Annotated in this window: 8 protein-coding genes, 1 tRNA gene and 1 pseudogene; 4 read left to right on the top strand and 6 right to left on the bottom strand. The window is 48.1% G+C overall.

Annotated elements, in window-relative coordinates; translation table 11 throughout:
* Positions 1 to 186 precede the first annotated feature (186 nt).
* Positions 187 to 268 (bottom strand) — tRNA-Leu (locus tag ACW6QF_RS06490).
* Between the two features lie 69 nt (positions 269 to 337).
* Between ACW6QF_RS06490 and ACW6QF_RS06485 the strand changes: the two are divergent.
* Positions 338 to 785, top strand: a pseudogene (locus ACW6QF_RS06485) (transposase); the annotation flags it as partial.
* A 196-nt stretch (positions 786 to 981) separates the two neighbouring features.
* Here ACW6QF_RS06485 and ACW6QF_RS06480 read toward each other — a convergent pair.
* The 5 genes from ACW6QF_RS06480 to ACW6QF_RS06460 all read right to left on the bottom strand — a co-directional run bounded on the left by ACW6QF_RS06480 (position 982) and on the right by ACW6QF_RS06460 (position 7272).
* Complete coding sequence (locus ACW6QF_RS06480) at positions 982 to 3921, bottom strand: DUF6383 domain-containing protein (protein ID WP_456087206.1); 2940 nt, start codon at positions 3919 to 3921, stop codon at positions 982 to 984.
* Between the two features lie 783 nt (positions 3922 to 4704).
* Complete coding sequence (locus ACW6QF_RS06475; RefSeq protein WP_374044532.1) at positions 4705 to 4905, bottom strand: hypothetical protein; 201 nt, start codon at positions 4903 to 4905, stop codon at positions 4705 to 4707.
* A 14-nt stretch (positions 4906 to 4919) separates the two neighbouring features.
* Positions 4920 to 5411 carry a DUF3990 domain-containing protein gene (locus ACW6QF_RS06470; RefSeq protein ID WP_456087205.1) on the bottom strand — a complete coding sequence of 164 codons (492 nt, stop codon included), beginning with the start codon at positions 5409 to 5411 and terminating at the stop codon, positions 4920 to 4922.
* Positions 5408 to 5632: a DUF3791 domain-containing protein gene (locus ACW6QF_RS06465; RefSeq protein ID WP_298550955.1), complete on the bottom strand. Its 225-nt coding sequence runs from the start codon at positions 5630 to 5632 to the stop codon at positions 5408 to 5410. Before ACW6QF_RS06465 ends, ACW6QF_RS06470 begins: the two co-directional genes overlap by 4 nt.
* A 65-nt stretch (positions 5633 to 5697) precedes the next feature.
* Positions 5698 to 7272 (bottom strand): beta-N-acetylhexosaminidase, encoded by a 1575-nt coding sequence (locus tag ACW6QF_RS06460; RefSeq protein ID WP_456087204.1) that lies wholly within the window; start codon positions 7270 to 7272, stop codon positions 5698 to 5700.
* 170 nt (positions 7273 to 7442) lie between these two features.
* Here ACW6QF_RS06460 and ACW6QF_RS06455 point away from each other — a divergent pair, with 170 nt between their 5' ends.
* The 3 genes from ACW6QF_RS06455 to ACW6QF_RS06445 all read left to right on the top strand — a co-directional run bounded on the left by ACW6QF_RS06455 (position 7443) and on the right by ACW6QF_RS06445 (position 13414).
* Positions 7443 to 9053: a dipeptidase gene (locus ACW6QF_RS06455; RefSeq protein ID WP_456087203.1), complete on the top strand. Its 1611-nt coding sequence runs from the start codon at positions 7443 to 7445 to the stop codon at positions 9051 to 9053.
* Between the two features lie 51 nt (positions 9054 to 9104).
* On the top strand, positions 9105 to 10277 hold the full coding sequence (locus ACW6QF_RS06450) for an aminopeptidase C (protein WP_456087202.1): 1173 nt from the start codon (positions 9105 to 9107) through the stop codon (positions 10275 to 10277).
* Between the two features lie 347 nt (positions 10278 to 10624).
* The gene (locus tag ACW6QF_RS06445) at positions 10625 to 13414 is read left to right on the top strand and encodes a sugar-binding domain-containing protein (protein ID WP_456087201.1); all 2790 of its coding nucleotides are present in this window, start codon (positions 10625 to 10627) and stop codon (positions 13412 to 13414) included.
* Positions 13415 to 13586 lie beyond the last annotated feature (172 nt).

Raw genomic sequence — 13586 nt, 5'->3', positions numbered from 1 at the left:
AACAAAGTTGGTTAGGGGTTGTCGTGAGACAGCCTTTAATTGTTTATAGGGGTTTCTGTGGTGCAGGAATCATGAATCGTGAGTATCTTTTCGCCTATTATGAAATCTCAGTTTCACTACATTGATAATCAATATAAAATAGGAAGAACCTGTTCTCATCAGAACAAGCTCTTTTGTCTTTGAAGGTGCGCCTGATAGGACTCGAACCTACACGTCTCTCGACACCAGATCCTAAGTCTGGCGTGGCTACCAATTACACCACAGGCGCGTTGCGACTGCAAAGGTAAACAATTTTTACCAATATGCAAATGTTGCCGGTGAGATTTTACTTTTTGCAAAGGGGTGTCCGCTACGCTGCCTCTGCTACAAAGCCCGTGGTGACCGACGGACAATCGAGGTCAACCACAGACTCAACGGATACAAACGAAAAGCCCGGAAACTGTTGACATCCGAAGAAGGTCTCAGATACCGCGGACGACGATGTATCGAACCGGAGGCTGTCTTCGGACAGATGAAGTCCAACATGGCATACATACAAACGCTTCCACCACTTCGAAAAGGATAAGATCACAATGGACTTTGCCCTTTTCGCCATTGCTTTCAACATAAAGAAAATGTGCTCAAAAATAGCGAAACAGGTCAAAAATGGGGGGAATACGCCCCATCCTGACCTATTTATACGTGTATCTCGGAACCACAAAAACAGAGGCTGCGCCGTAAAACTTAATTACGACACAGCCTCCTTTTTGATCTGCTTTCTTTCTTCACAGAGGTACTGGCAGTAGAACTTTTAATTTCATTACTTTAGTATTAATACTACCACTTGTTCTCCCTCGCGGGGTAATTGGGCCTTCCGCCAAAAAGCGGATGGACACCGCGTGATATTATTTAGATTATTTGATTATAAAATGTCATCTATCTGTAGAGGCGGTTCGCAAACCGCCCTTACGACAGACAGTATTGTATATTTAGTATCAATCGTTATTTAACGATAGCCTTCACAGCAGCTTCGCCTTCAACAGCTACCACAACGACACCTGCCGGAGCAGCGATCGCAGCATTGTCGGAAGCAACAACCGTATTAGCAATCACCTGGCCCAAGATGTTGGAAACAACCACCTTCTTACCCTGAGCACCAACAATCTGAATCTGACCTTCGCCGGCGATTACTTTGATTTCGGAAACTTCGACCGCATCATTGGAGGTAGGAGCTTCGTCGCCGAGGGTGAAGACCATAGCCTGTGAACGTGTAGCAGTGAAGCCTAATTTGCCGTTCAATGCATACAACCAACCACCCTTAACAGATTTCACAACATATTCGTTGTCTACATCTTCGTCGTTCAACTGGATCGTGTACTGATATGCTTTCAGATCATTCTTAACCAGATCACCGTCCACAGCAGTTGTCAGTGTATCTTTGGCTGTCAAAGTAGCAGCACGGAAGATGGCTTTCGGATCATTGGCAGAACCTTCCAACAGGTAGTTCTTGTTTTCAGACAACTGAGCGTCGTCTTCAGAGAAGATACCCAGAGAATCGGAAGAGTTGAACATGAACAGTCTTTCATCCTGTCCTTCTACACCGCGAGAGATATAGAACTTAGGAACGTCAGCCTTACCCACTGTATCCAACCAGAAAGTCAAACCGTCCTTGCTCAGGATACCTTCTTCCAGATTGTTCTTATTCATCTGCATAGCTACAGAACCCAGTACGTTATCGAATGATACGTGACGCGGTTCGGCAGGCAGAGAGGTTGCATCGGAGTTGTCGTTGAACTCGATGGTAACGTTGCTGATTGTAGGAGCGTAAAGGGTAGCGGTACCAGCAGCAGCAAAAGCAGTACCGGCAGTATTAACTTCTACAGCTTTGGCAGTAGCTTTAACACTACCAGCATAATCTGTGCTAATCAACCCCATTGCATAAGTTCCGTCATAGTTCTTGCGGAAGAAGAATTCACCTTCGTTAGTATCGTCTTTATCGATCGTCGTTGCAGCATCCTTCTTAAGGTAAAGGACCTTTTTAGATGAGCTGTTCGTACCAACTACCAATTTATAAGAAGGAACAGCCAACGTATCTTTAACCGTTACGATGTTTCCATCTTTATCCAGATAAGCAGCATCTACATCATTAATGATATAGTTAGCAACTGCCGGAGTGCCATCCTTAACAACCTCAGCAGTGAAAGCATAATCACCCTTATCTTCAGCAGGAGTGTAAGTTCCGGTAGCATTATTAGCACTCAGCACACCATACATTTCAGCAACACCACCCGGCACTTTACCAGAGAACAACAGATGGAAACCACCTTCACGTTCAGCCTTTGTCATTTCCAGGAAACCGTCAGTCTTTGCTGTGGCAACGGAGTTGAAACGAACTACTTTTCCTACCAGTTCTGCATTTCCTTCAATTGTGGCACTTGCAGTAACACCACCCTTGATTTCTTCACCTGATCCAGAAGTTGAAAGAGAACCTCCATCAAGCATACCACCAATAATCTCATATTCACCATCTACATCTGTAGCTTTCAAGGCAAGTTTCAATGTTGCACCGGCAGTATGTGCTTCACGGTTAGTCAATGTAAACGTATATTTACCATCGAAACCAGAAACAACCCACTGTGTCATCGGAGAAGCCAAGTCGATCTCTGATTTAGCACAAGCTTCCAACTGATAAGCAGAAGCACCGGCACCGGCAACCAGATATTTGTGATATTCATACTGTTGGTTAGCATCACCATCAATACTCTGCTTTCCGCTTGTGAAATAGATATTAACAGTGTTAACAGCATCTTTCTTCAACAGAACAGAGGCATCCAGGTAGGTGCTTGTACCTAAGATAGCAGGGTTAGCTGTCAAAGTAGAAGTACCATTATTCAAAACAGTTGTAACATACACATTGTCACCTTTACCGTCAGGCTGAACACCACCGACAACAACATCTCCCATTGTCAGCGTCAAAGCTGCCGGGTTGTTCAACACGTCTGCCTGTTCAACTTTAGTGAAAAGAACTTCAGGCATTTGAGTAGCAACAACAGGTACATATTTACCTTTCTCCAAAACTTTGATAACAGCAGCTTCTTTATCCTGAGCACCGTTAATCTTGTAAGTTTCGTCTGTAATAGAGAGTAATGAAACCTTCTTTGCAGCTGCGATAATACTTCCATCAGTTTTAGCAGCAGCAGCTACAAATGCTTTCATATCATCAGTTGTTCCTTTGGCCAAAACAAAACCACCTGTAGTAGGATTAGTTCCATCAAGAGCTTTATCCACAACCGGAACCACCTGTAATGTTTCTTCAAAAGCATTACCAATCACATTTTTACCTTCGAAACCAAAAGTAAGGCCTTTGCTATTGTAATCCTGCAAGAAAGCAGCATCTTGTTCTGCAGTAGCCAGATAAGCCTGTACATCTATTTTTACAGATGGAATATTCTCTGTATAAAGTACAGTAAAACCAAGAGTTGACAAATCCTTTGCATCATCATAGCTGGCTACAAAACGAGTTGATAACGCATCTAATTTGTCTGTTGCTTTAGCAGCAGTGCCATCTACTGATTTAACTACGACTTTCTTACCCGTAGACCATAACTCAAAAGATACTCCTTTAGCACCATAGCTTTTAACATCACGAACTTCAAAAACAGCTACGTCAGTAGTAATAGCATCAGCATCATTTACAGTTTCATCTGCAGCAGCCCAAGTGAAATACTTTGTCCCGTCAATTTCAACTTCTGCAACAGCCTTAAAAGCAACATTACCAGAACCAGCTTTCCCTAAATAAAATTTAGTTCCTTCCAAAACAGAAGATTTAGTTGCTGCAACAGCTACATTATCTCCAACGCCAGCTGCAGCATACGCAACATTAACAGCAGGACCTGTCATGAGCAGAGCCGCCGTCATAAGAGTAAAGATTCTCTTCTTCATACTTTAAACATTTAAATTAATAATACTATGAATATTGAAATAATATCGTCCAACCCTTAGCTGCCATACCTTATATAGATGTATGTTAACATCTGTACTTTGACAGCTAAAACGTACGTTTAAATTCGTCATTTTCGGAGGCGGTTCGGAAGGTTTGTAGTCAAAAGAAGGTTTTTCGTACAGGTAAGGCTATCTAATTGATAAGAAACGATATAGAAAAGGAAAAAACTTTGAAGAAAGAATTGCAGGTTTAAAAAGTAGTTGTATTTTTGTAGCTGAATTATGACGAATTTAAACGTACGTTTTTTTAGTCATTTTGGAAAAAGCCATTTATCTTGTTCATTCCCAATAATATACAAGCAAAAAACAGAGCAAAAACTACCCTCAAAAACAGGGTAAGAAATGTACTTTCCACCAGGAGATAAAAGACTTTACTATATAGATCGTAATCAATTGTTTAGAGATGTTTTCTGGCAAGTCTCGAGCAGTCCCTTTTTTTGCGCTTTTTTCAAAAAGGGGGAAAAATGAGCTGTTTTTCCTATAAAATCAGCATATAATCCAAGCAATAGGAATCTATCTCCCTTGCCGTCGGCTTCAGCCGACGGTTGAAAGAAAAAAGTATATCTTATTTTCAAGGGGCTAAACCCCACAGAGGAACCGGCAAAGCCGGAGATTTTATCTACCGTCGGCTGAAGCCGACGGCAAAAGAAGTGCTTTATATTTTATCCATTCTTCAGCACATCATCCTTGTCCGGTGCACTGGGTTCGGGTATCGGAAATTCTTTACATCATTTTCCCCGTTACCAATTCTTTTTCAAGATATTCGTACACATAGGCTGTACTCTGAGCATATAGCCCTGTATCAAGATCTATGAGCCGGCTATATGTATCAGATGTATAGAGTGCCTTGAGAGCCTCACTCATATCCATTTGATGCTCCTCCATAAGCAACAATACGATTTCCTTGGAAATCTCTTCTATCATAAATAGTTCTTTGGTCATAATCCACTTCTTACTTTGGTTAAATATCGGATAGACTTCTCCGTACCGAAAAAGTACTGCATAGTCACCCCTTTCATATATTTAAGTTCTTCAAGAAACTTATCCATATCTATCAGACCGGAAGTGAGTCGTCGTATCTGAAAGCCGACCGAATCATTTGCAATAGGACCAATAACAATATCATAACTATGCGAGGGTACACGCGTACGATTCCGACGGTTCATCAACACAAACTCGGCCCATTCCCTACTGTATTCCCGAAATTCGAGAACCGACAAACCTATACCGTGCAAACTTCTCTCGTCAAACTCGTAAGAGTTCAACATAGGAACCCCTGCTCCCAATTGTTCTGTTTTCCGGGCAGCAAGCTCCCAAGCCTGCTCCTTATCAGCCGAAAGATAGAAACCGCATCCGAAATCTTTACCTACCTTTGACATCGAAAGGTCTATCTCTGCAATGTCAGTGTTTGAGCCATGATACAATATCATACCAATGCCCCTCCTTTCCTGTGACAATAAGCTGTAAGATCTTCTATTACGTCTTCAAACGAGAGTGTATGCTCCACATTGTAAAAACGGCTCACAAAGTCAAGGCCTTTGAACCTCTCCAGGTAGCGATAGGCTTGCAATGTGTTAAGTGAGTGTGCCGCAGCAAACTCACTTATCACAGCAATAATATATTCCACTTTGTTTTTGACATCCGGATCCATACCAGTTTTCCTTTCTTATCTTTCTGTTACGTCAAATGCAAATATACACTTTTTCCATCTATATATTATCCATTCTTCAGCACATCATCCTTGTCCGGTGCACCGGGTTCGGGGGTCGATTCGGGGTTGAAAGGGTTGAAGTAGTAGATGCCTTTTTCACCGAGGAATTGCAGGAAGTAGGGGAGCTTCTGCATGAAGAGGCTGCATTCCTTCGACTTGGCTGGGGTCCAGGCGGATTCGGCGACAGCGACCAGGCGGGGGAATGTCATATAGTCCAGACGCTTGGCATCGGCGACCCGTTCCGTCCAAAGGGAGAACTGGAGGCCCATCACCTGGTCCTCATAATCGCGTGTCAGATGGATGATAGGTTCGGGGAAACGACAGATGTCCTCGATCGTGTTGTAACCGCCCCATACACGGCCCACCTTATGGCCGCCGTACTGGATGAAGTCGGCATACAACGGACGGCGCGGGGTCATAATCACCCGGTAGCCGTTTTCGAGCGCCTTCACCAGCTGGTGTTTGCGATCGTGGCGCCACCACATGATGACAGCCTTGTCGGGAGAGACACCGGCATCGATCATCTCGTCCCAGCCGATCATGGTCTTGCCCTTGGACGCTACGATATCGGCGGCGCGGCGGATGAAATACTGTTCAAGGCCCGTTTCGTTGCCTAAGTTCTTATCTTTGATGAACTGCTGGATTTCGGGATCGGTGAACCAGCTCTGGTTGCCGTAGTGCACCTCGTCGCCTCCGATATGGATATAGGGAGACGGGAACAGGGCGACGATCTCGTCGAGCACGTTGCTGATAAACTCGAACGTCTCTTCCTTGCAGGGATGGAACGTGAAATGCTGCCATTTACCCTCGCCTCCGCCGGAGATTTCGGGATAGGAACGGCAGACGGCGGTAGCATGGCCCGGCATGTCGAATTCGGGAACGACCATGATGTGGCGGGCGGCTGCGTAGGCGACGATCTCCTTGATCTCTTCCTGGGTGTAGAACGTAGCGGGCGCTTTCGGATCGTGCCAGTTGCCGACAGCCCCTTCGGTGGTCAGCTTCGGATAGCGCTTGATCTCAATGCGCCAACCCGGTTCGTCGGTCAGGTGCCAGTGGAACACGTTCAGGCGAAGGGACGCCATGATGTCCAGATATTGTTTTACCTTTTCCTTACCGAAGAAGTGGCGGCTCTCGTCGAGCATGAATCCACGCCAGCCGTAGCGGGGTTGGTCCTGTATCTTGCAGGCACGCACGTTGCCTTTGCCGAAGCGGGAAAGTTGCAGAAGGGCTTCCTTGGCATAGAACAGCCCGGCTTCGGAAGAGGCTTGCAGCAGGATGCTGTTCGGTTGGACGACAAGCGTATAGGCTTCATCGGCCATCTTGCAGTCGTTTGTCAGTTCCAGGCGGATGGTTCCGCTGGCAGGTGACGATTGCAGGCCGGCTTCTTTCAACTCGGCCGGCAGGGCGGCGGCTAACTTGTCGGCATACCCGCCATTGCCTTGTACTTGGAGATTCTTTCCAATGGTGAACGTACCTTTCGCGTTCTGCACCTTTGCCGGCGTCGGGAACAAAGGTTGTTGTGCCATCATCGGCAATACGAATAGAAATAGTAATGTGCTTAAATAAATTAGTTTCTTCATGGCATATTTATATTTAATTATTTCCTTACAGGGATATTCCTCTTTTACCAGGGGATTAATCCCCCGGCAAGGCAGAGATATTTCTCTTTTGCCAAAGGATTACCCCCTGGCAAGAGGTAGCAAATATAACAAAATTTCATATCTTTAGCCGCAAAATTAAATATAATGCCATGAATAGACTAATTATCCTTATTATTGCACTTACCTGTTACGGGAACAGCCTCCGGGCCCAGGAAATCGAATACTCCCGTCCGGTCAACACTCCCGAAAGTTGTACAAGCATCCTGGTCGGCAAGAAAGCATCAGCCGACGGTTCGGTCATGACTAGCCACACCTGCGACGGGAACTACCGCACATGGATGGAGATCATCCCGGCGGCACGCTACGAGCGCGACACGACAGTCGCCATCTATAGCGGACGGATGCACACCGAATATCCTGCCGACCGTACGCGGATGGAGCTGAAGGGGACGATCCCGGAAGCCCGTTCCACCTACCAGTTCCTGAATACTTCCTATCCTTGCCTCAACGAAAAGCAATTGGGGATCGGCGAGACGACCATCTCCGGACGTGAAGAATTACAGAACAAGAAAGGGATGTTCATGATCGAGGAACTGGAAAAGATCGCCTTGCAGCGTTGCACGACGGCACGCGAGGCGATCCGGCTGATCGGACAGTTGGTTGCCGAACATGGCTACGGGGATTCGGGCGAATGCCTGACGATTGCCGATCCGAACGAGGTCTGGCATTTCGAGGTGTTCGGCGAAGGGCCGGACAAGATCGGGGGCGTATGGGCGGCTGTCCGCATTCCGGACGATCATGTGGGGGTATCGGCCAATATCTCGCGTATCTCTACGCTCGACCTGAAAGACAAGGATCGTTATATGGCTTCGGAAAATGTATTCTCCGTTGCCAAAAAGATGGGGTTCTGGGACGGCAAGGAACCGTTCAAGTTCTGGAAAGCCTACAGCGGGGGCAACTATTTCGGCGAGCCGAAGGCATTCAGCATCCGCGAGTATTTCATCCTGAACGCACTGGCTCCTTCGCTCAAACTGTCGTACGATGCGGAAGAGCTGCCGATCAGCGTAAAGCCGGACAAAGCGGTCGCCGTAACGGATGTGATGGCATTGTTGCGCCAGACCTACGAAGGGACGGAATGGGATATGACGAAGAATCTGAAAGTGGCTGTCAAGAACAGGGAGACAAAGGAAACGGATACGATCACGAGTCCGGCAGCTAATCCCTGGATGGGAACCGATATGCTGAATATGCTGAACGGTGTGAAGGAAGGGACAGTGACACGCAATCGCCTGGTAGCCGTTCCGCAATGTTCTTATTCGCACGTGATACAGCTTCGCAGCTGGTTGCCGGATGCCGTGGGCGGCGTCGCCTGGCTGTCGTTCGACAATCCGGGACAGAGCCCGCGTATCCCGATCTTTGCGGGTACGACCGACCTGCCGGTCGCTTTCGGTATCTGCGGACAGCACCGCCACCGTGAGGATGCCATCGTCTGGAAATACCGGACAGCAAACAAGTTGGCTACGGTCCGCTGGGGACTGACCAAAGACAAGATCAACGGTGCGGTCGCCCACTTCGAGGAAAAGGGCTTATCGGAAATGCCTTTCGTGGAAAGCCGCTACAAAGAGTTGCAGGACGGCAAAGGGGAAGAGGCCGCACGGGCTTTCCTGACTGGCTACACGGCTGACTTCACAGGAGCGACAATCCTGCGCTGGCAGGAGATGGCGGACGAGTTCTGGAAGATGTTCGCGAGGGGATTTTGATTAATTGGAAATTAAGAATTAAGAATTAAAAATTAAAAAATAATGGATGTTATGAAATCACTTATTCTATCTTGCATGTTGGCGTTCTCTGCTTCGGCGGCGTTCGGCCAGGGGTATCAGTTTACAGAGGTGGTAACGGTTCCCGCTACCCCGGTTAAGAACCAGGCGGCAACGGGGACTTGCTGGTGCTTTGCCACGACTTCGTTTATGGAATCCGAACTGCTCCGTATGGGGAAGGGCACGTATGACCTTTCGGAGATGTTCATCGTCCGCCAGAAATACATGAACCAGTTGCAGGACAACTACCTGCGCCGTGGGGACGGTAACATCGGACAGGGCAGCCTTTCGCATACCTTTATGAACGCGTATCGCCAGGTGGGGATCGTACCCGAAGAGGTGTACACGGGTATCAACTACGACTCCGAACGGCATAACCACAGCGAGATGGTCCGCTACATGCACGCCATCGCCGATGTGGCAGTAAAGGCGAAACAGCGCAGTCCGGAATATGACAAACTGATTGCCAACCTGTTCGACACCTATTTAGGAAAGCTGCCGGAGAAATTCACGTATAAGGGGAAGGAATATACACCGAAGTCGTTTGCCGAATCATTAGGGTTGAATATGGACGACTACATCGAGCTGACCAGTTTCACGCATCATCCGTATTATGTAAAGTTCGACGTGGAAGTACCCGACAACTGGGAACATTCCCTAATGTACAACCTGCCGCTCGACGAGATGATGCAAACGATAGATTATGCCCTGAACAACGGTTATACGGTCTGCTGGGACGGAGACGTGAGCGAGAAGGGATTCTCCTTTACAAACGGTGTCGCCATCAACCCGGAAGTGAAGAAGGTGGAAGACCTGTCGAATACGGACCGCGCCCGCTTCGAGAAATTAGGTGAGAAGGAACGCCTGGAAGAAGTCTTCAAGTTCGAACGTCCCTACCCGGAAATCAACGTGACCCCGGAAGTGCGCCAGGCAGGCTTCGAATCGTTCGTGACTACCGACGACCATCTGATGCACGTGACCGGCATCACCAAAGACCAGAACGGCACGAAATATTACATCACCAAGAACTCATGGGGAACCGACCGCAACAAATTCGGCGGCTACCTGAACATGTCCGAGAGCTTCGTCCGCGCCAAAACCATCTATGTGATGGTTCATAAGGATGCGATACCGAAGGCGATCAAAGCAAAGTTGGGGATCAGATAATAGGACAGAACCGGCCTTATCAATCAAATGTTTGTAGGGCCGGTTCTGTTTCGCTCCCGCATGAAAACAGCTTTCTGAGCTTGCAAAGCAAGCATCTGTATGGAACAAAGAACAACACAAAACGGAACTCAGTCAAAGGCAGACCATCCCGGAACGAGAAGCTAAATCGGCAGTAAAGACATTTCCCCACCCTCCAAAGGGGCAAATCTAACAAATTGTCATTAACTACATTTTGCTACTTTTCGACAGTCGGATACAATCATAAGATTCTCCATTATTATCCCTATTTAGTCTATTCTTTAAACGCTGGAAAAGGATTTAATTTGCACACGATAAACTTAATACCCATGCAACGAATAAACATTTACCTCCTGACGGCAGGCCTCCTGATGTGCCTGTTTTCATGCAAAAACAATCCCGCCCGCATTTCCTTAGACGGGGAATGGGAATTTGCGTTAGACAGTACCGATACCGGAATAAACGAGAACTGGGCCGGACAGAACTTTAAAAACACGATCCAGCTGCCCGGAACAACCGACGATGCCGGGTACGGAACGCCCAACAAATTAAAACCTGCCATCCAAAAGCCGCAAGTCCTCCACCTGACCCGTAAAAACAGTTACGTCGGACCGGCCTGGTACAGCAAAGAAGTCGATATACCTTCCGGCTGGAAAGGCAAAGCGATCGAACTCAAACTGGAACGCGTCATCTGGCAAACATCCGTATGGGTGGACGGGAAACAGGTCGAAGGCATGCAGGAAAGCCTGGTCGCTCCACACCTGTACGACTTGACGGAACAGTTGACTCCCGGCAGACACAAAATCACGATCCGCGTCGATAACCGGAAACGATACGATATCACGGCCGGCGATATGGCGCATGCCTATACCAACGAGACACAGATCATGTGGAACGGGATCATCGGAGAAATCTCGCTGACAGCAAAAGATGCCGTCTCGATCCGCGACCTACAAGCATACCCGGATAATAAGAACAAGCAAGTAAAAGTAAAATGCCTCGTAAACAATACGGGAACGGCAACATCCGGTACCCTGAAAGCCGACATCCGGACGGCAACAGATCCCGTTATACAAGTACAACAACACGTGACACTTCAGCCTGGAGAAAACCGGATCGAGCTGATTTGCCCGATCGAAGGCGAAGTGAAGGTATGGAACGAGTTCACGCCTACCTTGTACACCCTTCGGGCTTCCATTGAAACAGACCCTCATAAAGATATCCGGGAAATCAAATTCGGCTTCCGGGATTTGGGGAAGAACGGGCCGGCTTTATTATTGAACGATCAGAAGATTTTCCTCAGAGGGACATTGGAATGCTGCATATTCCCGCTTACCGGATACCCTCCGATGGAACACGAAGGATGGGAAAAGGTATTCACGACTGCCCGCGAATGGGGTTTGAACCACCTCCGTTTCCATTCCTGGTGCCCTCCGGAAGCGGCGTTCGAAGTGGCGGACTCGCTCGGTTTCTACCTGCAAGTCGAACTGCCGCTCTGGTCCACCAATTTATGCAATGACAAACGCGCTCCCTATCTATATGCCGAAGCGGACCGCATATTGGAAGAATACGGCAACCATCCTTCCTTCTGCCTGTTCAGTCTTGGGAACGAGCTGCAATATGACTTCGAGTTCTTGGGCTCGCTTCTGAATCATGTCAAAGAAAAGGACCCGCGCCATCTCTACACGACGACCTCCTTCACTTTTGAGAAAGGACATGGAGACTGGCCGGAAGCGGATGATGATTTCTTCATCACCCAATGGACGAAGAAAGGATGGGTGCGCGGCCAGGGCGTGTTCAACACCGAATCCCCCCGGTTCGACAAAGATTATTCCGCATCGGTCGAAGGGATGGACGTGCCGCTTATCACACATGAAATAGGACAGTATGCAGTCTATCCCGACCTGAAAGAGATCGGAAAATATACCGGCGTACTGGACCCGCTAAACTTCAAAGGCGTGAAAGAAGACCTCGAAAAGAAAGGACTGGCCGGCAAGGCAGACGACTACCTGATGGCAACCGGCAAACTGGCAGCCCTGCTTTACAAAGAAGAGATCGAAAGAGCAATGAAAACTCCGGGAATCAGCGGTTTCCAACTGCTCGACCTGCACGACTTCCCCGGACAGGGGACAGCTCTTGTCGGGCTGCTGAATGCTTTCTGGGAAAGCAAAGGCGTCACAAAGGCCGCTGCCTTCCGCCAGTCTTGCGCCCCGGTTACCCCGTTGGCCCGTTTCACCAAAGCGGTATATACTACCAGCGAACCGTTTGAAGCCGCCATCGAAGTGGTGAACTACAGTGACAAAACGATCGAAAATGCCGTTATCGGCTGGAAACTGACCGCCCCGGACGGACAAGCCGTTGCGCAGGGAGAATTTCCGGCACGTTCGCTGCCCGTCGGAGAAAACAGCCCTGCCGGAGACATCCGTTGCCCCCTGGACCCAATCACGGAAGCTAAAGAACTGACCTTGTCGGCAACACTGAAAGGAAGCTCCTACACAAACGAATGGAAGATATGGGTGTACCCGGCATCCCTAACCGTCGACAAAGGGGACATCGTCGTCACAGACCGTTTCGCCATTGCCGAAAAGGCCTTGCAAGAAGGGAAGAAGGTGCTGTTCAACCCTCCTTACGAATCCCTGAAAGGACTGGAAGGAAAGTTCGTCCCCGTATTCTGGAGCCCGGTGCATTTCCCCAAACAGGCAGGAACAATGGGATTGCTGCTCGACCCTGCCCACCCGGCATTCGCACACTTTCCGACCGACAGCCATACCGACTGGCAATGGTGGCGGCTCACGACACAGTCGAAGACACTCTGTATCGACAGCCTGTATACCGAAGTCACTCCCCTCATCGAATGCGTGGACAACTTCGCCAACAACCGCCGCCTGACCAATCTGTTCGAAACGAACTGCCTGAACGGGAAGTTAGTCGTATGCAGCATGGACCTGCTCCGCGAGCAGGAAAAGAATCCGGAAAAGAAACAACTGTTGTACAGCATCATAGAGTATATGAAATCCGGTAAATTCAATCCGGCACAGCATACTTCACCCGCTGCCATCGGCGCATTCCTGACTTCCGGACAAACAAGTTCACGGGAAAAACCCGAGTCCATTTACTGATATAGAAGGAAAGAAGGTGTGTCAAAAAGAAAATCCTGCTTACAATAGACATAATTTAGGCACGGATTACGCGGATTACACGGAAAGATAATAAATTTATCCGTGTAAATCCGTGCCTAAAAGATCGTGATAAAGGAGTTCTGACACACTTCCATAACAGGTAGACGCAGTA

The organism is Parabacteroides sp. (assembly GCF_977054455.1).
Note: the sequence above shows the minus strand (reverse complement) of the source record. Positions and strands in the feature narration are given on the sequence as shown.

Excerpts from the sequence above, each read along its gene's own strand:
- ACW6QF_RS06480 (WP_456087206.1), bottom strand. The coding sequence starts at position 3,921 with ATGAAGAAGAGAATCTTTACTCTTATGACGGCGGCTCTGCTCATGACA.
- ACW6QF_RS06475 (WP_374044532.1), bottom strand. The coding sequence starts at position 4,905 with ATGATAGAAGAGATTTCCAAGGAAATCGTATTGTTGCTTATGGAGGAG.
- ACW6QF_RS06470 (WP_456087205.1), bottom strand. The coding sequence starts at position 5,411 with ATGATATTGTATCATGGCTCAAACACTGACATTGCAGAGATAGACCTT.
- ACW6QF_RS06465 (WP_298550955.1), bottom strand. The coding sequence starts at position 5,632 with ATGGATCCGGATGTCAAAAACAAAGTGGAATATATTATTGCTGTGATA.
- ACW6QF_RS06460 (WP_456087204.1), bottom strand. The coding sequence starts at position 7,272 with ATGAAGAAACTAATTTATTTAAGCACATTACTATTTCTATTCGTATTG.
- ACW6QF_RS06455 (WP_456087203.1), top strand. The coding sequence starts at position 7,443 with ATGAATAGACTAATTATCCTTATTATTGCACTTACCTGTTACGGGAAC.
- ACW6QF_RS06450 (WP_456087202.1), top strand. The coding sequence starts at position 9,105 with ATGAAATCACTTATTCTATCTTGCATGTTGGCGTTCTCTGCTTCGGCG.
- ACW6QF_RS06445 (WP_456087201.1), top strand. The coding sequence starts at position 10,625 with ATGCAACGAATAAACATTTACCTCCTGACGGCAGGCCTCCTGATGTGC.